Annotated in this window: 20 protein-coding genes; 14 read left to right on the forward strand and 6 right to left on the reverse strand. The window is 69.1% G+C overall.

Annotated elements, in window-relative coordinates:
- Positions 1–6 precede the first annotated feature (6 nt).
- From BAU06_RS12845 to BAU06_RS12855, 3 genes are all read right to left on the reverse strand, one after another.
- Positions 7–909, reverse strand: a complete 903-nt coding sequence (locus BAU06_RS12845) for a hypothetical protein (RefSeq protein ID WP_066349716.1) — start codon at positions 907–909, stop codon at positions 7–9.
- A gap of 62 nt (positions 910–971) precedes the next feature.
- Positions 972–2174, reverse strand: a complete 1203-nt coding sequence (locus BAU06_RS12850) for an NADH:flavin oxidoreductase/NADH oxidase (RefSeq protein WP_066349717.1) — start codon at positions 2172–2174, stop codon at positions 972–974.
- Positions 2175–2223: 49 nt separating this feature from the next.
- Positions 2224–3699, reverse strand: a complete 1476-nt coding sequence (locus BAU06_RS12855) for an aldehyde dehydrogenase (protein ID WP_066349718.1) — start codon at positions 3697–3699, stop codon at positions 2224–2226.
- A 123-nt stretch (positions 3700–3822) separates the two neighbouring features.
- On the opposite strand from BAU06_RS12855, the gene gcvA reads away from it, so the two are divergent.
- The gene (gene gcvA, locus BAU06_RS12860) at positions 3823–4734 is read left to right on the forward strand and encodes a transcriptional regulator GcvA (protein WP_066358999.1); all 912 of its coding nucleotides are present in this window, start codon (positions 3823–3825) and stop codon (positions 4732–4734) included.
- A 16-nt stretch (positions 4735–4750) separates the two neighbouring features.
- On the opposite strand, the gene BAU06_RS12865 is transcribed toward gcvA, so the two are convergent.
- Positions 4751–6121 carry an MmgE/PrpD family protein gene (locus BAU06_RS12865; RefSeq protein WP_066349719.1) on the reverse strand — a complete coding sequence of 457 codons (1371 nt, stop codon included), beginning with the start codon at positions 6119–6121 and terminating at the stop codon, positions 4751–4753.
- 342 nt (positions 6122–6463) lie between these two features.
- On the opposite strand from BAU06_RS12865, the gene BAU06_RS12870 reads away from it, so the two are divergent.
- From BAU06_RS12870 to BAU06_RS12915, 10 genes are all read left to right on the forward strand, one after another.
- Positions 6464–7942: an FAD-dependent oxidoreductase gene (locus BAU06_RS12870; RefSeq protein WP_066349720.1), complete on the forward strand. Its 1479-nt coding sequence runs from the start codon at positions 6464–6466 to the stop codon at positions 7940–7942.
- A gap of 87 nt (positions 7943–8029) precedes the next feature.
- Positions 8030–9028: a Bug family tripartite tricarboxylate transporter substrate binding protein gene (locus BAU06_RS12875; RefSeq protein WP_197509502.1), complete on the forward strand. Its 999-nt coding sequence runs from the start codon at positions 8030–8032 to the stop codon at positions 9026–9028.
- A gap of 6 nt (positions 9029–9034) precedes the next feature.
- The gene (locus BAU06_RS12880; protein WP_066349722.1) at positions 9035–10402 is read left to right on the forward strand and encodes an MmgE/PrpD family protein; all 1368 of its coding nucleotides are present in this window, start codon (positions 9035–9037) and stop codon (positions 10400–10402) included.
- Positions 10403–10528: 126 nt separating this feature from the next.
- Complete coding sequence (locus BAU06_RS12885) at positions 10529–11359, forward strand: ABC transporter ATP-binding protein (protein ID WP_197509503.1); 831 nt, start codon at positions 10529–10531, stop codon at positions 11357–11359.
- Positions 11356–12129, forward strand: a complete 774-nt coding sequence (locus BAU06_RS12890; protein ID WP_082988187.1) for an ABC transporter ATP-binding protein — start codon at positions 11356–11358, stop codon at positions 12127–12129. The genes BAU06_RS12885 and BAU06_RS12890 overlap by 4 nt, the downstream gene beginning before the upstream one ends.
- Positions 12130–12201: 72 nt before the next feature.
- Entirely contained in the window at positions 12202–13413 is a 1212-nt protein-coding gene (locus BAU06_RS12895) for an ABC transporter substrate-binding protein (protein ID WP_066349724.1), read from the forward strand.
- Positions 13414–13423: 10 nt separating this feature from the next.
- On the forward strand, positions 13424–14293 hold the full coding sequence (locus BAU06_RS12900) for a branched-chain amino acid ABC transporter permease (RefSeq protein WP_066349725.1): 870 nt from the start codon (positions 13424–13426) through the stop codon (positions 14291–14293).
- 12 nt (positions 14294–14305) lie between these two features.
- Complete coding sequence (locus BAU06_RS12905; protein ID WP_066349726.1) at positions 14306–15220, forward strand: branched-chain amino acid ABC transporter permease; 915 nt, start codon at positions 14306–14308, stop codon at positions 15218–15220.
- 8 nt (positions 15221–15228) lie between these two features.
- Entirely contained in the window at positions 15229–15735 is a 507-nt protein-coding gene (locus BAU06_RS12910; protein ID WP_066349727.1) for a GAF domain-containing protein, read from the forward strand.
- Positions 15736–16018: 283 nt separating this feature from the next.
- The gene (locus BAU06_RS12915) at positions 16019–17077 is read left to right on the forward strand and encodes an HAD family hydrolase (protein WP_066349728.1); all 1059 of its coding nucleotides are present in this window, start codon (positions 16019–16021) and stop codon (positions 17075–17077) included.
- 24 nt (positions 17078–17101) lie between these two features.
- Here the strand turns inward: BAU06_RS12915 and BAU06_RS12920 are convergent, their stop codons facing one another.
- Both BAU06_RS12920 and BAU06_RS12925 read right to left on the reverse strand, forming a co-directional pair.
- The gene (locus tag BAU06_RS12920; protein ID WP_066349729.1) at positions 17102–17578 is read right to left on the reverse strand and encodes a DUF2269 family protein; all 477 of its coding nucleotides are present in this window, start codon (positions 17576–17578) and stop codon (positions 17102–17104) included.
- Positions 17566–18894: an NAD(P)H-binding protein gene (locus BAU06_RS12925; protein WP_066349730.1), complete on the reverse strand. Its 1329-nt coding sequence runs from the start codon at positions 18892–18894 to the stop codon at positions 17566–17568. The genes BAU06_RS12920 and BAU06_RS12925 overlap by 13 nt, the downstream gene beginning before the upstream one ends.
- Positions 18895–19064: 170 nt before the next feature.
- Here BAU06_RS12925 and BAU06_RS26875 point away from each other — a divergent pair, with 170 nt between their 5' ends.
- The 3 genes from BAU06_RS26875 to BAU06_RS12935 are packed head-to-tail and all read left to right on the forward strand — an operon-like array spanning position 19065 to position 20262.
- Entirely contained in the window at positions 19065–19238 is a 174-nt protein-coding gene (locus BAU06_RS26875) for a hypothetical protein (protein WP_197509504.1), read from the forward strand.
- The gene (locus BAU06_RS12930; protein ID WP_066349731.1) at positions 19235–19786 is read left to right on the forward strand and encodes a hypothetical protein; all 552 of its coding nucleotides are present in this window, start codon (positions 19235–19237) and stop codon (positions 19784–19786) included. The genes BAU06_RS26875 and BAU06_RS12930 overlap by 4 nt, the downstream gene beginning before the upstream one ends.
- A complete protein-coding gene (locus BAU06_RS12935; RefSeq protein WP_082993663.1) occupies positions 19783–20262 on the forward strand; it encodes a BON domain-containing protein in 480 nt (159 codons plus the stop codon). Before BAU06_RS12930 ends, BAU06_RS12935 begins: the two co-directional genes overlap by 4 nt.
- Positions 20263–20264: the final 2 nt, after the last annotated feature.

Below are 20264 nucleotides of genomic sequence, written 5' to 3' on the forward strand. Positions count from 1 at the left end.
TGGCCATCACAACACCGCGTCGCGGCTGCGGCCGCCGCGCGTGGCGGCATAGGTGGAAGAAAACGCGCCGATCAGCATGGAGATGAACGCCCACAGGGCGAAGCCGACCGCCGCCTTGCGCGCCTGGTCGGCGGCTTCGCGGGCTTTCTGTTTGGCTTCATCCGCCGCCTGCCTGGCGCGATTGATCGTATCGTCGATGCGCTTTTCGGCGGTGGGCTGGTCCACTCCCGTCTGCGCCGAGATGACGCGGGCCACGTAGGTTTTGTCCTCGCTGGTGATGGAGCCGCGCCGCAGGCTTTCCGCCACGATGCGGCCGACCTCCGCCTTGGCGGCATCGCCCTGCGTGGCGTCGGGGCGGTCGGAGCGGAACAGGGTGTCGACATAGTATTGGGCCGGCTGCCCCGCGCCGCCGCCTTCCGCGGCCTGCGACACGGCGGAAGACACCGCGCTGCCGGCGCCGGATGCCGCGCCCGCGCCCACCCGCGCCACGCCGCTCAGCGCGGACGTGACGCCCGAGCCCATCAGGAAGGCGCTGACGACGGCGGCCACGGCCCAGACCAGGAAGCCGTGCGCGGTATCGCGGAAGAATACCTCGTCCGAATGCACATCCACCCATTTGGTGCGCATGCGGCCGGCGATATACCCGCCCAGCCCGGCGGAAATGATCTGGATGACGACCAGCCATACGATGACGCCGATGCCCAGCGTCTTGGCGGAGGCGCCTTCGTCGCCCCAGGGCGACATGGACGCGAAGCCCAGGCCGGCCCCGGCAAGCAGCAGCATCAGGTAGGTGGCGGCCGCGACGAAGGCGCCCGCCAGGACGGCTCCCCAGGAGACCGCGGATCCGAATGACTCGCGCTTGCCCACGGATGCCGGCGAGGCTCCGCTATGCAGTGTGGTGCTTTCCATGGCTATACCTCGCTCAGGACGGTGGTTGAACCGCCAGGTCGAGCAAACGCCATACCCGTGGATCAGATTCTTTCGCTCAAGGCTTCCTCGCCGGCCGAGGACGGCGCGCCCGTGCGGTTCAGGGGCAGGGCGGCGATCACCTCGCGGCGGATCAGGCGCGCCGATTGTTCCGGCGGCAGCAGCCGGTAGGCATCCTGTCCCATCATGCGGACGGCCGCGTGCACGGGCCAGTTGGGATTCCAGATCAGTTCGCGCGCCAGCGCCACCAGGTCGGCCTGGCCGGATTGCAGGATGGCCTCGGCCTGCTCGGCTTCGGTGATCAGGCCCACGGCCATGGTGGGACAGCCGGTCTGCCGGCGCACGGCTTCCGCGTAGGGCACCTGGTACCCCGGAACCCGCCGCACCACGGGCATGGATGAGCTGCCCGCGATCCCCCCCGAGGAACAGTCGATCAGGTCGACGCCCCGGTCCCGCAGGGCCGCGGCCAGCGCCAGCGTGTCGTCCAGGTCCCACAGGCCGCCGCGGCCGTCCACCGCCGAGACGCGAAAGAACAAGGGCAGGTCTCGCGGCCAGGCGGCGCGCACGGTTTCCGCGACCTCCAGCGCGAAGCGCATGCGGTTTTCGCGCGAGCCGCCATAGCCGTCCTGGCGGCGGTTGGTCACCGGCGACAGGAACTGATGGATGATGTAGCCGTGCGCGCCGTGGATTTCCAGGACGCGGTAGCCGGCGTCCACGGCCCTGGCCGTGGCTTCTTTCCAGCGCAGCATGTGCTGGCGGATGTCGCTGGCGTCCATCTCGTGGATGCGGGGCCAGGGCGCCGGGGGCTCGCGCCGGCTGGGCGCCAGGCAGGTCCAGGGCGGCGTGCCGGCTTGCGCGCTGTCGTCGGTCAAGGGCGCGAAGTCGCGCAGCGCGCCGTGGCAGGATCCCTTGCCGCCGGAATGCCCCAGCTGCACGGCGGGCACCGCGCCTTGCTCCGCGATGAAATCATTGATGCGGCGATAGGCCGCCACGTGCGCATCGTTCCACAGGCCGGCGCAATCGTAGGTTTTGCGACCGTGCGGCTCGATGGCGGTTTCCTCGCCGAAGACCAGGCCGGCGCCGCCTACGGCGAACTTGCCGAAATTGACCATCTGCCAGGCGCCGGGCCCGCCGTCCATCGAATGGTATTGGCACATGGGGGACGCCACGATGCGATTGCGCAGGACGACCGAACGGAAGGCGATGGGCGTGAATAGCAGCGGCGGTGCGGCGGGCGTGGTTTCCATGGGGCTTCCGTGACGGCCGGTCGAAGGCGGCGCGGCGTGGCCGCGCGGCTCATTGCCCGGCGAAAAGTTTGGGCATTTTCAGATCGGTGGAAATCCAGACGCTCTTGGCTTCCATGAATTCCTTTACCGACTCGATGCCGCCTTCGCGGCCGATGCCGCTGTGCTTGACCCCGCCGAACGGCGTAGTGTAGCTGCTGGACCGGTAGTTGTTGATCCACACCGTGCCGGCCTTCAGGCGCTCGGACATCAGCATGGCGCGATGCAGGCTGGTGGTCCATACGCCGGCCGCCAGGCCGAAGCGGATATCGTTGCCGATGCGGATGGCGTCCTCCTCGTCCTTGAACTTCAGCACCGACAGTACGGGGCCGAAGACTTCTTCCTGCGCGATGCGCATGTCGTTGGTGACGTCCACGAAAATCGTCGGTTCGATGAACTGTCCCGCGCCGTAGCCCGGCCCGCTCAGCGTCCGGCCGCCGGCAATGCAGCGCGCGCCTTCCTTCCTGGCAATGTCGATATAGTCGCGGATCTTCTCGAACTGGGGACGCGTGGTCACCGGGCCGATTTCGCTGGCCGGGTCGGCCGGATCGCCCACGCGGGCGCCGCGGGTGATCGCGGCCAGGCGCTCGACGAAAGCGTCGTGGATGGATTCCTGCAGCAGTACCCGCGAGCCCGCCACGCAGGTCTGGCCCGTGGCGGAGAATATCCCGGCGATGACGCCCTTGACGGCTTCGTCCAGGTCGGCGTCGTCGAACACGATGTTGGGCGACTTGCCGCCCAGTTCCAGCGAGACCCGCTTCAAGCCTTGCGCGGCCGCCGCGTAGATCCTGCGCCCGGCTTCGTCGCCGCCGGTGAAGGCGATGCGCGGCACGTCCGGATGGCGCACCAGGGGATCGCCGGCCTCGGCGCCGAAGCCCGTGACGATGTTGAAGACGCCGGGCGGGAAGCCGGCTTCCTGGAAAAGCCGCGCCAGCTCGAACAGCGAAGCCGAGGTGTATTCGGAGGGCTTGCAGACCACGGTATTGCCGGCGCACAGCGCGGGGGCCATCTTCCACGTGGTCAGCGGCAGGGAGGAATTCCACGGCGTGATGCAGGCCACCACGCCCATGGGTTCGTAGCGTATGAAGTTATGCACCCCCGGCCGGTCGATGGGCACGACCGCGCCCTGGATCTTGTCCGCCAGGCCGCCGTAATAGTAGTAATACTTGGCCATGTACTTGATCTGGCCCAGCACGTCGCGCGCCAGCTTGCCATTGTCGCGGCTTTCCACGGCCGCCAGGTCCCGCGCATCGCGCTCGATCAGCGCGCCCAGGCGGTGCAGCAGCATGCCGCGGTCGCTGGCCGACATGGCGGACCAGGGCCCCTGGAAGGCGCGGGCGGCGGCCGCCACGGCACGGTCCACGTCGGCGGCGTTGGCGCGCGGGATCTCGGCCCAGGCGACTCCGGAGTAGGGATCGTGGGTCTCGAACCAGGCGCCGGACAGCGGGTCCACCCACTCGTTGTCGATGAAGAGCTGGTAGCGTTTCATACGTCTGTCTCCGGATGTGCAGCCCCTCATTCTCTGGGGCGATGCCGATAAGCTCAAACGACTTCTTGTGCTACGCTGCATGACTCTGACTCATGCATGCCCGGAATCATGGAACATCCGTCGATGTCGCGCCTTCCCCCGCTGACCGCGCTCCGGGCCTTCGAGTCGGCGGCGCGCAACCGCAGTTTCACCAAGGCCGCGCAGGAGCTCTTCCTGACTCAGTCGGCCATCAGCCGGCACGTGCGCAACCTGGAAGAGCTGTTCGGCATCGCGCTGTTCTACCGCACCCATCGCGCCGTCACGCTGACCCCCGATGGAGAGGCCTATATGCGCGACGTGGTCGAGGCCTTCGCCCGCATCGACCTGGCCACGCGCCGCCTCAAGTTCTCCGGCCGCCAAAATGTGCTGAACCTGCAGGCGTTCTCCACCTTCGCCATGTATTGGCTGATCCCCAGGCTGGGCCGCTTCCAGGAGATCAATCCGGAAATCGAGGTACGCCTGACGGCGTCGGTGGCGCCGCTGGATTTCGAGCACAGCGATATCCACGCTTCCATCCGTGCCGTGGCCGGACGGGTCGACGACGGCATACGCTGCGACAAGCTGTTCGATTACCGGCTGATCGCCGTGGGCGCGCCGTCCATGGTGTCGGCCGCGCGTCCCTTGCGCGCGCCCTCGGACCTGAAGGCCGCGACGCTGCTGCATTCGCTGGCGCGTCCGGAAGACTGGGGCGTCTGGCTGCAAGCCGTCGGCGCGCGGGATGTGCCCCTGGAAGGCGGCATGAAGTTCGAATCGTCCGCCATGGCGTATCGCGCCGCCGAACAAGGGCTGGGCGTGGCCCTGGCCCAGAGTTTCCTGGTGCAGGACGAAATCGCCAACGGCACGTTGCGGCGCCTGTTTCCGCACGAGGTGCCGTCCGAGCGCACCTACTACCTGATGAGCTCGCCGCGGCATTGCGGCGATCCGGCGCTGGAGCTCTTCCGCGATTGGCTGCTGGGGGAAATCGCCGCCGCGACGGCGCGGCCCGCGGCGGCATAGCGGGCCTTTCGCCGCCTCAGGGCGCGAGGTCGGCCAGGCGCGCCCGCACGTGGTCGTAGCCTGCCTTGTACGAACCGTCGTAAAGCGCGGCCACGCCGCCATGCGGGTCGTCCGGTCCCATCAGCCGCCGCGCATGCGCGGCGCCCCAGCCGCGCAGGTCCTGCATGGAGCGCCGGGCCTCGTGGACCACGGCGCCATTGCGCCAGATGCGCGCCGAAATCACCGCGTTCTTCAGGCCGGTGGGCGCGTCGCGGTCCACGGCCAGGTGGATGTGCGGCAGCAGGCGCGCCACCTCCGCACGCGGCATCCAGGCACCGGGCGGCCCGGAGAACGCGGCATAGGAAATATCGGCGGCGCCGGCGATCGCGGCCACGGCCTGCGCGCTGTTGCGGGCCTGGCGCAGGTCCCGCGGCGCGGCGCAATCCAGGTGCGGCACCCAGGGCATGGCCACGTCGATGCGGTCGACGGGGCCGTCCTGGACGACCTCCTCCAGGATGGCGACCAGCAGGTTCAGGTAGATGTTGCAGGGATAGCGCTTGAAGACCAGCGCCTGCGCCGCCTTCGGCCCGGGCTCGCAAAGCCGCTCCGCGTCCACGCGGTCTTCGCCGAACAGGGTCGCCAGGCCCTTGGGGAAGTCGCGCGAGGCTTCCCAGCCCTGCGAGGCCAGCAGCGCGGCCTCCAGCCCGTGCAGCGCGCCCCAGCCGAAGTGCGTCATGCCTATCATCGAGGCCGCGCTATTGATGGCCAGGCCCGAAGCACGGGTCAGCGCGATGGCCAGCGCGTTGGTGCAGGCCGCGGGCGGCAGCCGCAGCAGCCGGGCCGCGGCCGCGGCGGCGGCCAGGGTGCCGAAGACGCCCGGGCTGTGAAAGCCCACGCCCGGCCGCGTGCCGGTCAGCGCGCGGCGAAAGCGCCATGCCGCCTCGACGCCCGCCAGCACGGCGGAGGCGATGGCCGCGTCGTCGGCCCGTGCGTTGCCGCTGCCGGCGCCCGCCGGGTCCGCCAGGCTGTGCGCCGTGCAGGCCGCCAACGTGGCAGGCAGCACGGTATGCGAAGGGCCGGGATCCATGGGATCCAGGTCGGACGCGCCAGCCAGCGTGCCCAGATGCCCGATACCGCCCAGCGGCCGCAACAGCCCGCCCAGCATCGCGCGGATTTCCCGCGCCGTCGCGTCCGGCGTCGCGCTGGCCGCCCGCATGGCCGATGCATCGGCCTGGCTCGCCTGCCGCGCGGAAAACGGCCACACCCAGTTTTCGCGTTCGATGCCGAACAAGGTGCAGAGCAGACTGGCCCGGATGCCCTGGTCGATGGCGGTCCGGGAGGCTTCCTGCTCGGTGGCGATATCCGCGGTGGCCACCATGGCGCCCAGCGCCTCGAAGTCCTGCTGCATTGCTGTCTCCTTCCTGTTTGCGCGGCCGCGCTTCGTCGCGGCTTCGTTGCGGTAAATGGCGCGACGCCCGCCTGCGTGTCCGTGCTGGAAGGCGCTTCCGCCGCCGTCGATGCGATCGACTATACACAGCGGGGCGGCCATGTCCTGCACGATATCTATGCACGCCTGGCATAACTCCAACTCATGCAAGCCGGCAAAAATATCGATTGAGGGGCTGGCCGAAATCTCCAACACTAGCCGCACGCCCATCCTTCGCCGACATGTCGGCTCGATGGCGATTCGTTTGCCGGCCGTCGCCATCGGATGGCTGGGGCCTGTGTTTCTTTGGCAAGGGAAAATCCTATGGTTGCGCATCAGGAACCGCCGGGCGGCGGTTCGCGGTTCGACGTTGTCGTGGTGGGTTGCGGGGTGGCGGGCTTGAGCGCGGCGGTGGCCGCCGCGGAAGCCGGCGCCAAGGTCGCGCTGCTGGAAAGGTCGACCTATGAAGAGCGGGGCGGCAATACCCGCTACACCGAGGCCTATCTGCGCATGAAAAGCGAGACCGAGCTGGCGCACGACTTCGAGTCGCTGCTGGTCGACAACAGCGGCTATTACATCCAGCCGGACTTCGCCGAGTCCACCGTGCGCGACTACGAGAACTGGTCGCCGGTGGTCAAGGCGCTGCCGTTCACCGACCCGGAGCTGATCTCCACCTTTACCGATTCCGTGCCGCCCGCCATCGCCTGGCTGAAGGCGCATGGGGTGACCTTCGGCGAGGCCGGCTTCTACGGCCTGACGCCGCGCCCCTCGCCACGCATTGCCGTCAACGGCGGCGGGCTGCAGCTGGTGGAAACGCTGACCGGCTGCGCGGAACGGGCCGGCGTGCGCTTCTTCTACGAGATGACGGCCTACGAATTGGTGCAGTCCGACAGCGGCCAGGTCTGCGGGCTGAAGGCCACCGATACCGCCAACGTGCCGCATCGCTTCGATTGCGGCGCCGTCATCCTGGCCTGCGGCGGCTTCCAGGGCAACCCGGAGATGGTCATCCGCTATATCGGCCCCAAGGGGCGCTATCTGCGCCCGGTGGCCCCGGGCGGCTATTACAACAAGGGCGAGGGCATCAAGATGGCGCTGGCGATAGGCGCGGCGGCCTCGGGCGACTACGCGGAATACCATGGCCAGCCCATCGACCCGCGCTCCAGCGCGTCCGAGGCGCTGGTCATGGTGTATCCCTACGGCATCCTGGTCAACCGCGAGGGCAGGCGCTTCATCGACGAGGCGCCGGGCACCATCGACGCGCATTACGAGGAAACCATCCGCCTGATCGCCGAGCAGAAGAAGGGCATCGCCTATTGCATCCTGGACGACAAGATCAACCGCATCGGCAACTGGAAGCGCTGCGTGCGCAGCGACCAGCCGCCGGAATCCGGATCCGACCTGGTCGCCCTGGGCCGGAAGATGGGCTTCGACGGCGAGGCCGCGCAACGCACCATCGACGAATACAACCGCGCCTGCGGCGGCGGCGACTTCAATCCCGCCACCCTGGACGGCGTGGCCACCGCGGGCCTGTCGCCGCGCAAATCCAATTACGCGGTGCCGCTGGACACGCCGCCTTTCCATATCTACCCGATCATCTCGGCCAATACCTTCACGCTGGGGGGACTGAAGGTGAATTCCAACGCGCAAGTGATCAAGAACGAAGGCTGCGTCCTGCCTGGCCTGTATGCCGCGGGCGAGACCATAGGCCTGTACTACGGCCGCTATCCCGGCGCCACGTCCGTGCTGCGCGGCGCGGTGTTCGGGCGCCGCGCGGGGGAGCACGCGGCCGCGTCGGTCCGCTAGCACGGCCACGCGCGCCGGTACATGCGGGCTACCGCGTGGCCGGACCTCCGCGCGCACATGATTCGAAAAACAATGGAGACAAGCATCGTGAATCGCATACTGACCCGCCGCGCCGCCCTGGGCATCGCGGCCACCCTTGCCGGCGCCGCCGTGTTTTCTTCCGCGTGGGCGCAGGGCGCCTATCCGGACCGTCCCATCCAGCTGATCGTGCCGTATTCCGCGGGCGGTCCCACCGACGTGGCCGCGCGGGTCATGGCGCAGACGCTGTCCCAGCGCCTGGGCCAGAACATCGTGGTGATGTCCATGCCCGGCGCGGGTGGCGTGATCGGCACCGACTACGTCAACCGCGCCAAGCCCGACGGCTATACGCTGCTGTTCGCGGTGAACTCGATGGCGATTTTTCCGTACACGCGCTCGGCGTCGAATCCCTTGCCTTTCGATCCCAACGGCTTCACGCCCATCGGCAGTGTGGCGGAGTCCGCGCACGTGATCGTGGCCAACAAAAAGCTGGGCATCGCCAACATCGCGCAGCTGGTGGAAGCGGCGAAGAAAAAGCCCGATGGACTCAGCTACGGCTCGGCCGGCGTGGGCGGCACCACGCATCTGCCCATCGCCCTGTTCGCCCATCGTGCCGGCATCAAGTTGCTGCACGTGCCGTACAAGGGCGCGGCGCCGGCCATGGCCGACACCATGGCGGGCGTGGTCTCGATTTCCGGGCCGGGCTATACCGACGCCGTCAAGGCCGCCATCGAGAACGGTACGCTGGTGGCTCTGGCGACCACCTCGGCCAAGCGGCTGCCCTTCCTGCCCAAGGTGCCGACCCTGGCGGAGCAGGGCTATCCCGACATGGTCTTCCCCATCTGGTATGCGATGTTCGCGCCGCCGGGCACGCCCGCCAACGTGGTGGAGAAACTGGACGGCGCGCTCAAGGCGATGGCGCAGGATCCGGCCTACCAGAAGCAGCAGGCAGGACAGGGCAATGTGGTCACCTACATGGCGCCGGCGCAGGTGGCCGATATGCTGCGCACCGATATCGCCAAGCTGGGTGTACGGCTGAAGGACGCCGGCATCCACCTGGAGGAGTGATCCGCCATGGAAAGCCATGCCGTGGAAGGGGGTGGCGATGGCGCCCGGGGATTGACGCGCGTGCTGGTCGACCGGGCGCTGGCGATCCGCCACGAGACGCTGCCCGCGGACGTACGCCGGGTCGCGCGCGACTGCCTCGTGGACTGGCTGGGATGCGCCCTGGCCGCGCTGGACGAGCCGGTCAGCCACATGGTGGCGCGGCTGGCCCGGGAAGAGGGCGGACATGCCCAGGCCACGCTGCTGGGCCGCGCCTGGCGCGGCACCGTATCGCAAGCCGCGCTGGTCAATGGCGCGACCTCGCATGCCTTGGACTATGACGACGTCAACCTGACGGTGCCCGGCCATCTGTCCGTGGCCATCCTGCCGGGACTGGTGGCGTTGGCGGAACACCGTGCCCGCCCGCCGCGCGACGTGCTGGCGGCCTTCGTGGCGGGGTATGAGTACGCCTGCGCCGTCGGGGCGCTGGTCGAGCCGGCCCATTACGCCAACGGATTCCACGCCACCGCCACGATAGGCGGCTTGGGTGCCGCCGTGGCCTGCTCGCACCTGCTGGGGCTGGACGCGGAACGGACCTGCCATGCCGTGGGGGTGGCCGCCACCCAGGCAGCAGGCTTGAAAGCGATGTTCGGCAGCATGGCCAAGCCGCTGCACGCGGGGCTGGCGGCGCAAGCCGGCCTGCGCGCCGCATTGCTGGCCGCGCAAGGCTTCGTCAGCCGGCCCGACATCCTGGAGTGCAGCCAGGGCTACGCCGCGGTCCATGGCGCCGACTTCGACGCGGCGCGGGCCTTGGCGACGCCGGCGGGGGGCTTCCATATCCTGAACAACCTGTTCAAGTTCCACGCGGCCTGCTACAGCACGCATTCCACCATCGAGGCGGTCGCCGCGCTGCGGGCGGCGCACGGCATCGCGCCCGAGGCGGTATCGCGCATCGACGTGGTGGCCGGCGAGGGATGCTCGATCTGCAATATCCAGACACCCCGTGACGCCCTGCAAGCCAAGTTCAGCCTGCGCGCCACCGCTGCCTTCGCCATGCTGGGCATCGATACCGGCAGCCTGGGCAGCTGGGCCAGGGTGACCGAGCCGGCCGTTGCCGACATGCTGGCGCGCGTGCGCGTGTCGCTGGTGCCCGGCATGGGTTTGAGCGATTCCCGCGTCACCCTCGTGGCGCGGTCGGGGCAGGCGTTCAACATGGACTTCGACTGTGGCGAACCCATGGCCGACAAGGCCGCGCAATCTTCCCGGGTCGCCGGCAAGTTCCGCGCGGTCGCCGGCGAGTCGCTGGGACAGGAGCGGGCCGCCCGCATCCTGGGCGCCGCGGCCTCGCTGGAAGACCAGGACGATATACACGGGCTGATCGGCCTTTGCGGCGCCTGACCCGACGCCCGTGAAATCCCTAATGAACCGGCGATTGCACGCCGCCCGGCCTAGCGATTAGGATATTGGATCCAATTGATCCCGGACTCGCGCGCCGCGCGGGGCCGCCTGTGCAGGAAGCAGCCGGTGCTGAATATCAGGCAGTTGAATGTCCGCTTCGGTGGGCTGCGGGTGTTGAACGATGCCGCGTTCACGGTGCGCGGCCAGGCTATCACGGGATTGATCGGCCCCAACGGCGCGGGCAAGACCACGCTGTTCAATTGCGTCACGGGCCTGCTGCCGGCGGCGCGCGGCGCGGTCGAATTCCAGGAGCGCCAGATCCTGGGCTGGCGCGCCGACCGCATCGCCCGCGCGGGACTGATACGCACCTTCCAGCTGGCGCGCGGTTTTCCCCGCATGTCGGTGTTCGAGCACCTGATGCTTTACGGCAAGGACCAGCCCGGCGAAGGCCTGCTGGCCGCCTGCCTGGGCGGCGCCGCGGCGCGCCAGCGCGAACAGGCCCTGCGCGAACAGGCCTTCCAGGTCGCCCGCCGCCTGAAACTGGACCATGTGCTGGACCACCTGGCCGTGGACATTTCCGGTGGGCAGAAGAAGCTGCTGGAAATCGGCCGCGCCCTGATGGCCGAACCGCGCATGCTGCTGCTGGACGAGCCCATGGCGGGCGTGAATCCCACCTTGGCGCGCGAGATCGCCGGCCAGTTGGCGCGGCTGCGCGAGGACGGCCTGACGGTGCTGTTGATCGAGCATGACCTGGAGCTGGTGCGGCTGCTGTGCGACGACGTCGTGGTCATGGCCGAAGGCGCCTTTCTGACGCGCGGGCGCTACGACGACGTCATCGCCGACCCGCGGGTGCAGGAAGCCTACCTGGGCCGTCGCCATGCCGCGCTTGCCGCGGGCGCGGGCCGCCCGGTGGGCGCATCGACGGGTGGCCGCCTATCCGCGCCGGGGGCCGCATGAGCGGCCGCGCGGTGGCCGGCGCCGCACCCCTGGCGCGGGGCGCGCCGCTTTTACGCGTACGCGGCCTGGCCGGCGGCTATAGCCCGTCCGACCGCATCGTCAAGGGCGTGGACCTGGATATCGAGCCTGGCGAACTGGTCGTGGTCGTCGGCCCCAACGGCGCGGGCAAATCGACCTTGCTCAAGCTGATCGCCGGCCTGCACCACCTGGCGGACGGCGGCATCGAGCTCGAAGGACGCCGGCTCGCCACCCACACCCCGCTGGCGCGCGCCCGCGCCGGCATCGGCTTCGTGCCGCAGGAAAGCAATATCTTCGGCGCGATGACCGTGCGCGAGAACCTGGAGATGGGCGCCTATCTGCATGGCCGCGGCGAAGAGGCCCGCATAGAGGCCATGTACCAGCGCTTTCCCGTGTTGCGCGACAAACGCCGCGCGCCCGCCGGAACGCTGTCGGGCGGCCAGCGCCAGGTGGTCGCCATGGCCATGGCGCTGATGGGCGAGCCGCGCATGCTGCTGCTGGACGAGCCGTCCGCGGGCCTGTCGCCCGCGGCCTGCGAGGTCTTGTTCGACACGGTGCGCGAGCTGGCCGACGGCGGCCTGACCATCCTGATGATCGAACAGAACGCGCTGGCCGCGCTGGATATCGCCGATCGCGGCATCGTCATGGTCAGCGGCACCAAGCGCGCCGACCGCCCGGCCCGCGCGCTGGCCGAGGATCCCGAAACGCGCCGCATGTTCCTGGGCGGCGGCGCCGACGACCCGCCTGCCTGACGGCGCCGCGCGCCACATCGCCGGCCGCGCCGGTCCCTGTCATTCCCATACCTGCCATCGAGGATCACCGCCATGCCACACATCACGCAACGCCGCCGTTTCCTCAAGCTGGCTGCCGCCGGCGCCGCCCTGGGCGCGCAGCCCGCCATCCTGCGCGGCGCCTATGCGCAAAGCGGGGATCCCATCATGCTGGGCGCGCTCTCGCCGCTATCGGGCTCCGGCGCACAGTACGGGCCCCCCATGCAGCAGGCCATCGCCGCGGTCGTCGAAGAGGTCAACGCCGGCGGCGGCGTATTGGGCCGGCCGGTCAAACTGGTGCGCGAGGATTGCCAGACCAACCCGGAAGCGGCGGTACGCGCGGCGCGCAAGCTCATCGATGTGGACAAGGTGGTGGCGATCATCGGGGTGTGGTCGTCTCCCGTGACGCAGGCCGTTGCGCCGCTGTGCTGGGAAAGCAGGACGGTGATCGCCTGCGCCTCCGGCGCCGACAACCTGACCCACCTGCCGCACCAGGGCTACCTGTTCCGCACGCAGCCGACCACCACGCTGCAGGGCCGCAAGTTCGGCGAGTTCGCGCTGGAGCAGGGCGCGCGCAAAGTGGTGTACCTGTCTCCGCAAACGCCGTTTGTGCAGTCCATGTCCGAGAACATGGCCAAGGCCATGGCGGCGGCCGGCGGCACGGTGAGCACGGTGGTGTACGAGGACAAGAAGGCCAGCTACCGCACCGAGGTCGACAAGGCGCTGGCCGGCAAGCCCGACATGCTGGTGCTGGGCGGCTATGTCGCCGATACGGCGGTGCTGGTCAAGGACATCTATCGCGCGGGCTACCAAGGCAAGATGCTGTCCTACGCCTATACCGTCAACAAGCAGTTGATCGACTCGGTGCCCAAGGACACCGTGGAAGGCATCTACACCATCGCGCCGTCGCCGGCGGCCGACGGCACGGCCTACGCGCGCCTGAAGAAGATCGTCAATTCCGACAGCCCCGATCCGTATACCGCCCAGGCCTACGACCACGCCGACCTGGTGCTGATGGCGATGGCCCAGGCCAGGAACGCCTCGGGCACGGCCATCAGGGATGCGATCCGCAAGCTCGCCGCGGATGGCGGCCAGCGCGTGGACAACGCGGCCGCGGGCATCAAGATCCTGGCGGCCGGCGGCAGCGTCGACTACGTGGGCGCCAGCGGCCCCTGCCGCTTCACGGATATCGGCGATGTGGCGGAAGCCAGCTTCCGCTACGAACAGGTCAGGAACGGCAAGCCCACGCTGCTGAAGATCGCTTGAAGGACAGGCCGTGACGGAGCTGCTGCAAGCGCTGGCCAATGGGATCATCGCCGGCGCCACCATCGCCTTGCCCGCCGTGGGGCTGTCCATGATGTACGCGGTGCTGCGTTTCCCGAATTTCGCGGTGGCCGGCGTGGCCAGCGTGGGCGCCTATTTGGCCTATGTCGCCAATGTGCGCTGGGGGCTGCCGCCGCTGGCGACCCTGCCCGTGGCCTTCGCTGGCGCGGGGCTGGTGGGCCTGGCCTGCGACCGCATCGGCATGCGGCGGCTGCGGCGCGCGCCATCGTCGGATGGCGGCCTGACGGTGGCCATCGTCTCGATCGCCATCATGCTCGCGCTGGAGGCCATCCTGCGTTTCGCCTTCGGCAACGACCTGCGCAGCTTCGACGTGCCCATCATGCGCGACGTCAATGTCGGCGGCATACGGGTCAGCCCGCAGCAGTTCGCCAACCTGGGCGTGGCGGTGGCGGTGACGGCCTGCCTGTTCCTGTACTTCCGCCATACGCGGATGGGCAAGGCCATGCGGGCGGTGGCGGACAATCCCACGCTGGCACGCCTTAAGGGCATCGATCCGGACGTCGTCTCGGCGCTGGCGATATTCCTCGGCATGGGCCTGGCCGGGGTGGGCGGCGCGCTGCTGGGCATCGACACCAGTATCGACCCGCTGACGGGCAGCCGTTTCCTGCTGACCTTCTTCGCCGCCAGCGTGCTGGGCGGTCTGGCCAGCCCGGCGGGCGCGGTGATCGGCGCGGTGGCGATCGGCGTGGCCGAGGAAGTCGCCCTGATCTGGCTGCCGCCCACCTATCGCAGCGCGGTGGGTTTCGTGGCGATCTTCCTGTTCCTGACCTTCCGCCCCCAGGGGCTGATGGGCCGCCGCTAAAAGGTACCGCCTATGCTTTCCTATCTGGCGTTCTCGCTTACCCTGGCCGCCGTGTACTGCCTGCTGGCCCTGGGCCTGACGGTGATCTGGGGCTATACCGGCATGGTCAACCTGGGCATCGTCGGCTTTTTCGCGGTGGGGGCCTACGCCTCGGCGATCGCCACCACGCAATGGGGCCTGCCCATACCGGCCGGCTGGATCCTGGGCGCGGCGGCCGCCGGCGTGGCGGGGGTGATACTGACGCACGCCACGCGCGGACTGCGCGGCGATTACCTGGCCATCGTCACGCTGGGCTTCGCGGAAACCATGCGCCTGGTGGCCCTGAACGAGAACTGGCTGACCAAGGGCGCCGAGGGCATTTCCGGCATACCGGGCCCGATGAAGGCCGCGCTGGGACCGTGGTTCAACACGGCCTACCTGCTGGCGGCATGGCTGATCGCCGCACTGGCGGCATGGATGCTGGCGCGGCTGGCCGCCAGTCCCTACGGCCGTGTCCTGCGCGCGATCCGCGACGATGACGTGGTGGCCCTGGTCGCCGGCAAGCCCGTGTCGCGCTACAAGGTGGCGGCCTTCGCCATCGGTACCGCGCTGGCAGGCCTGGCCGGCGCGCTCTACGCCCATTTCACGTCGTATATCGCTCCGGACCTGGTGGCGCCGCTGCTCACCATCTATGTCTTCCTGGCGGCCACGGCGGGCGGCAACAGCCGTCCCATGGGCGCCGTGGTGGGGGCACTGCTGGTCATGGCCTTGCTGGAAGGCACGCGCATGCTGGCGGAATTCACCTCGGCGCTATCGGCGGTGCAGGCGGCCGCGCTGCGCGATTTCGTCATCGCGGCCGCCCTGGTCGCGCTATTGCAATTCCGCCCGCAAGGCATCCTGCCGGAACGCGTGCGTCCCGCGGGCCTTCCTCCCACTGACCGTGCATAGGTAGCCATATGGAATCGAGAACCCTGCAATTGCTGCATCAAGCCTGCGGCGCCGTCGCCGCGCGCGGCGGCCGGGAAGCGCTGTACCGCGCCCTGGACCATGCGCTGGGCGAGCTGGTGGGCCATCGGCTGTTCACCATCCTGTATACGTCTCCGGACGCCCAGCAGGTCATCCGCCTGTACAGCAATCAGCCCGGCGCCTATCCCGTCAGCGGCGCCAAGAAAATGGGGCCCACGCCCTGGGGCGATCTGGTCATCAGGCGCGGCCAGCCCTATATCGGCAATACGGCCGACGACATCAGGTGGGCGTTCTTCGACCACGAATTGATCGCATCCCTGGGCTGCGATTCCGTGCTCAATATCCCGGTCGTGGTGGAAGGCAAGACGCTGGGCACCTTGAATCTGTTGCACCAGGCCGGATGGTATGAAGAGCGGCACGTGGCCCTTGCGACGCCGTTCGCCTATCTGCTCGCTCCGGTCTTCGAGGCGGTCAGGCACGAAGCAGGGCCGGCCTAGCGCCGCCGCGCGATGTCGTTGTGCGCATCGGTGCCGCGACGCGCGCGTGTCCAGGTTCGGCGTTAACCCCGACGTAGTGCGTGCGCGTAGCTGCGAAACGGTCACCGCCCGGGGCGCCAGGTCGGCCAGCCATGCGATAGCCGCCGCATAATCGGCGACCCCGCATCGGAAGGATGCGACTTAAAGCCTAAAGCGGGGTAAACGCCCGTACGCGACCGACCGAGCACCTCCTACACTGGCGCTGTCGCGCCGCGGGCCATGTTCCCGCGCGGGGGAGGCCATCATGTACGACGCCATTCGCCGGTTCCGTCCGGATTGTCTGCGGCAGGTGGCCCTGTGCATCGTGCTCGCACTCATGGCCGCCGGCGCGATGGCACAGGAAGCCCTGCTGCCCTCATGGAACGACAGTCCCGCGCGACGCGCCATTATTTCTTTCGTGCAAGGCGCGGCTACCGAAAACGGCGAGCATTTCGTCCCGCAGGCCGACCGCATCGCCGTCTTCGACAACGACGGTACCTTGTGGAGCGAGCAGCCGCTGTACTTCGAGCTGATCTACTCGCTGGACGAGGTCAAGGCCATGGCGCCGACGCATCCCGACTGGAAAGAGCGCCAGCCCTACAAGGCGGTACTGGACAACGACCGGGAAGCGCTGGCGCAAGCGGGCCGCGCAGGGATGCTGGAGATCGTCGGCGTCACGCATACCGACATGACGACGCAGGCCTTCCTGGGCGATGTCAGGCGCTGGACGAAGACGGCGCGGCATCCGCGCTTCAACCAGCCGTACACGAAATTGATCTATGCGCCCATGCTGGAGCTGCTGGATTATCTGCGCGCCAACGAGTTCAAAACCTACATTGTTTCCGGCGGCGAGGTGGAATTCATGCGGGCGTGGGCCCAGGACGCCTACGGCATCCCGCCCGAGCAGGTCATCGGCAGTACGTTCGTCACCGAATACCTGGTGCGGGACGGCCGTCCCGTGCTGATGAGAACGCCCAAGGTGGACCACGATAACGATGGCCCGGGCAAGCCTGTGTCGATCAACCGGTTCATCGGTCGCCAGCCGGTGTTCGCGTTCGGCAATTCCGACGGCGATTTGCAAATGCTGCAATGGACGGCGGACGGCTCCGGCAAGCGCTTCGCGGGATTGGTACACCATACGGATGCCGTGCGCGAGTGGGCGTACGACCGGGACTCGAAGATTGGCAGGCTGGACAAGGCGCTGGACGAGGCCCGGCTGCGCGGCTGGGCCGTCGTGGACATGAAGACGGACTGGAAGTGGATCTATCCCTTCGAGGCGCCGGATCGCGTGCGGGATGCCAGCGCGGCGCCGCCGGCCCGATAGGCGGCGGCCTGCGCCGCGGCCGCGCTATGGCGTTTTCGCCACCATCAGGTAGAAGATCGCCAGGAAGGCCACGAAGGCAGGGATACCCAGCAGGAACCAGATCCTGAAGTAGCGGCGATAGGCGGGCGGCAACCGCACCGGCGCGGCGGCGCCATCGCCCAGCGCCGCCATGGCCGTGTCGCGCAGCCGCACCTGCAGCCACACCACCGGCAGCCAGCAGGCGATCGCGACGACGTACAGGATCACGGAAACCCGTATCCACGTCGCTTCCATGCCCAGGCCGTAGCGCCACGCCAGCCAGGCGCCGCTGGCGGGCTGGATCACGGCCGTCGTGGCGGTGAACATCCAGTCGGCGCGCACGACGAAGCGCGCCACCGGGGCCACGACGCGGGCATCGCCATGCAGCGTCGCGGCCAGCAGATAGAAGGCGCTGCCTATGCCCGTGCCGAACAGCAGCGTGGACGACAGGATATGGATCCACTTGACGATCACGATGTCCATGGCCGGTCTTCCAGTTCGTACAGCAGCCACAAGGCGGCCAGCATGGGCAGGTTCTTTACCAGCGGTCCGTAGGGATGCAGCCAGTACTCGGGCAGGCGCAGGCTGATGATGGCCGTATAGCCCAGTATCAGCGCGCCTTGCGCCGCCCATATCCAGCGCGGGCGTCGCCGCATCAAAAGCGCCACGCCCAGCAGCAGGTCCAATGCGATCGCGCCATATAGCGCGGCGGGTTGCCAGGCGGCGGGCACACCGGCGCGGTCCAGCAGCGCGTAGCTGCCTTGCAGCGGGTATCCGAACGCCGACACGGCGGCGGTCACCAGCCATACCACGGCGATGCTCCAGCGCAGCAGGGGCAGCAGCCATGCGGCGCGCGCCTGGGTGGCCAGGGCGCCGGCCCAGGAAGGGCCGATGAAGCCCTGGGCCGGCCGCGGCGGTCGGCCCAGCAGCCGCCGCAGGGGCGCGGGATCGCCGGTATTGCCCCGTGCCAGCATCTCCAGCGCTTCGCTGTTGAACAAGGCGGCGCCCAGCCGGTCGCCCGCGCGGGCCAGGGCCTTCATGGCCGCGAGCGGAAGCGGCACATAGCGGGGCCCGCGCCGGATGCCCATTCCGGCGCGCAGGCACGCGTAGTACGAACGCAGCGTCAGGGCCGCCGGACCCACCAAAGGCAGCTCGCGCGGCATATCGCGCTCCGGCAAGGCCAGCAGGGCGGCCACCGCCTGGACCAGGTCGTCCACATGGACGGGTTGGATGCGGCTGTCGCCGTGCCCGGGCAAGGGGATCCACGGCAGGCTGGCGACCATCATGAAAAAGCGGCTGCTGGGACCGTCGGGCCCGAAGACCAGCGAAGGCTGCACGATGGCGTGCGCCATGCCCAGCGCGCGCAGGCTATCGTCGCCGGCTTTCTTGCTGCGGTGGTAGGCCGTGCGGGCGTGCTCGTCGGCGCCCAGGGCGGACAGCTGGATGACGCGCCGCACGCCCTGCGCGTGCGCCGCCAGGAACAGGGCGCGCGGCGCCAGTTCGTGGACGCGTTCCAGCGTGTTCGCGCCGCGCGAACGGAAGATGCCGGCGGCGTTGATGACGGCGTCGCAACCGCGGATCGCGTGGGTCCAGCGGTCCGGCGTCAGCGCGCTGGCGTAGTCCAGGGTTATCCATTCATGGCCGGCGCGCGCGTCGGCCGGCGGCGCCGGATCGTGGGCGGTGGCGTCGCGCGCGGGGGGCTTGCGGCTGACACAGCGCAGCTGGTGTCCCTGTGCCGACAAGGCGTCGGCCAGTCGGCGGCCGATGAATCCGGTTGCGCCGGTCAGTAGGATCCTCATGCGGTTCTCGCGGCAAGATGGTCGCCGGGCGGTCCGCAGTCTTCGTGCCCGTGCATCGGGATCGCCGGCCCTTGTGGCGCATACCGCCGTGGTCCGGCCTTCATGCGCGCCGGCGGGTACGCCTGTTGCGCGGCGTAGCAAGGCAGCGGACACGCCAGGGAGATCGCATCATGACGCAGACCAACGACGCCTCCATGAATCCCGGGGACCAGGCGCCCCCCGGAACGCCCGGCACCGGCGAGGCGCCTTGCCCGGAATGCGGCGGCAGCGGGCGCAAGGACGACGCCGAGTGCGCCAATTGCGGCGGCACGGGCAAGATCGTCAAGGCGGTGGGCGGCGCATGAGCAGCCACGACGCCCAACGCATCCCCGCGCTGTTGCGCGCCGCGCTATGGTCCGGCAGCGTGGCCAGTCTGGCCTCGGTCGCGGTACTCGCGTATGCGGGGCGGCGCGAGCGCGCCAGCGCGCTGGCCCCGGTCAACGCGCCCAGCCACTGGTTGTGGCGCGACGAAGCCCTGCATGAGCAAGGCTTTACGCTGCGGCACACGCTGCCCGGTTACCTCATTCACCACGGGTCCTCCGTGTTCTGGGCGGTTTTCTTCGAGCATCTGCTGCTCGACCGTCCCCACAATGCAGCCCGCGCGGCGGCGCTGGCGGCCGCCGTGGCCGGGGTGGCGGCCGGCGTCGACCTCAAGCTGACGCCCAAGCGGCTCACCCCCGGGTTCGAGCGCCAATTGCGTCCGCGGGCGCTCGTCGCCATGTATTCGGTTTTCGGCGCGGCCCTGTACGCGGCGCATGTATTGCGCCGCCGCTGGCCGGCGCGGATGCGGGAAGGCGGCAAGGGCGCGATCGTGCGCCATGCCATTGACAAGGAAATGCGGGAGTCGCCATGAAGAACCACACACTGGATTATCTGGTCGCCGCCGCGGTGGGCGCGGTGGCCATGTATTACTTCGACCCCGAGTTGGGACGGCGCCGCCGCGCGATGCTGCGGGATCAGGCCGGCGGGCGCGTCCGGGATGCCGATCATTACCTGCGGCGGCGGGCGCGTTGGGCCGGCGACAGGCTGCGCGGCATGGCGGCGCAGGCGCGCCATGTCATCGATGACGGCGGCGCACCGGCCAGCGACCGCAAGGTGCATGAGCGTGTCAGGGCGGCGATCGGCCGCGCGCTGAGTACGCCGGGCGCCATCGACGTCAACGTCGCGGCCGGCAATGTCCTGCTGACAGGGCATGTCCTGTCGTCCGAGCGCGAAAAGCTCATATCGGCCGTGTCGGCCGTCGACGGGGTGGAGCGCGTTTCCGACCAGTTGTCCGAGTATGGCGAACCAGGCAATGTCCCGGAACTGCAGGGCGCGAACAAGGCCTGACA

This window comes from Bordetella bronchialis (assembly GCF_001676705.1).
Taxonomy (GTDB): Bacteria; Pseudomonadota; Gammaproteobacteria; order Burkholderiales; family Burkholderiaceae_B; genus Bordetella_C; species Bordetella_C bronchialis.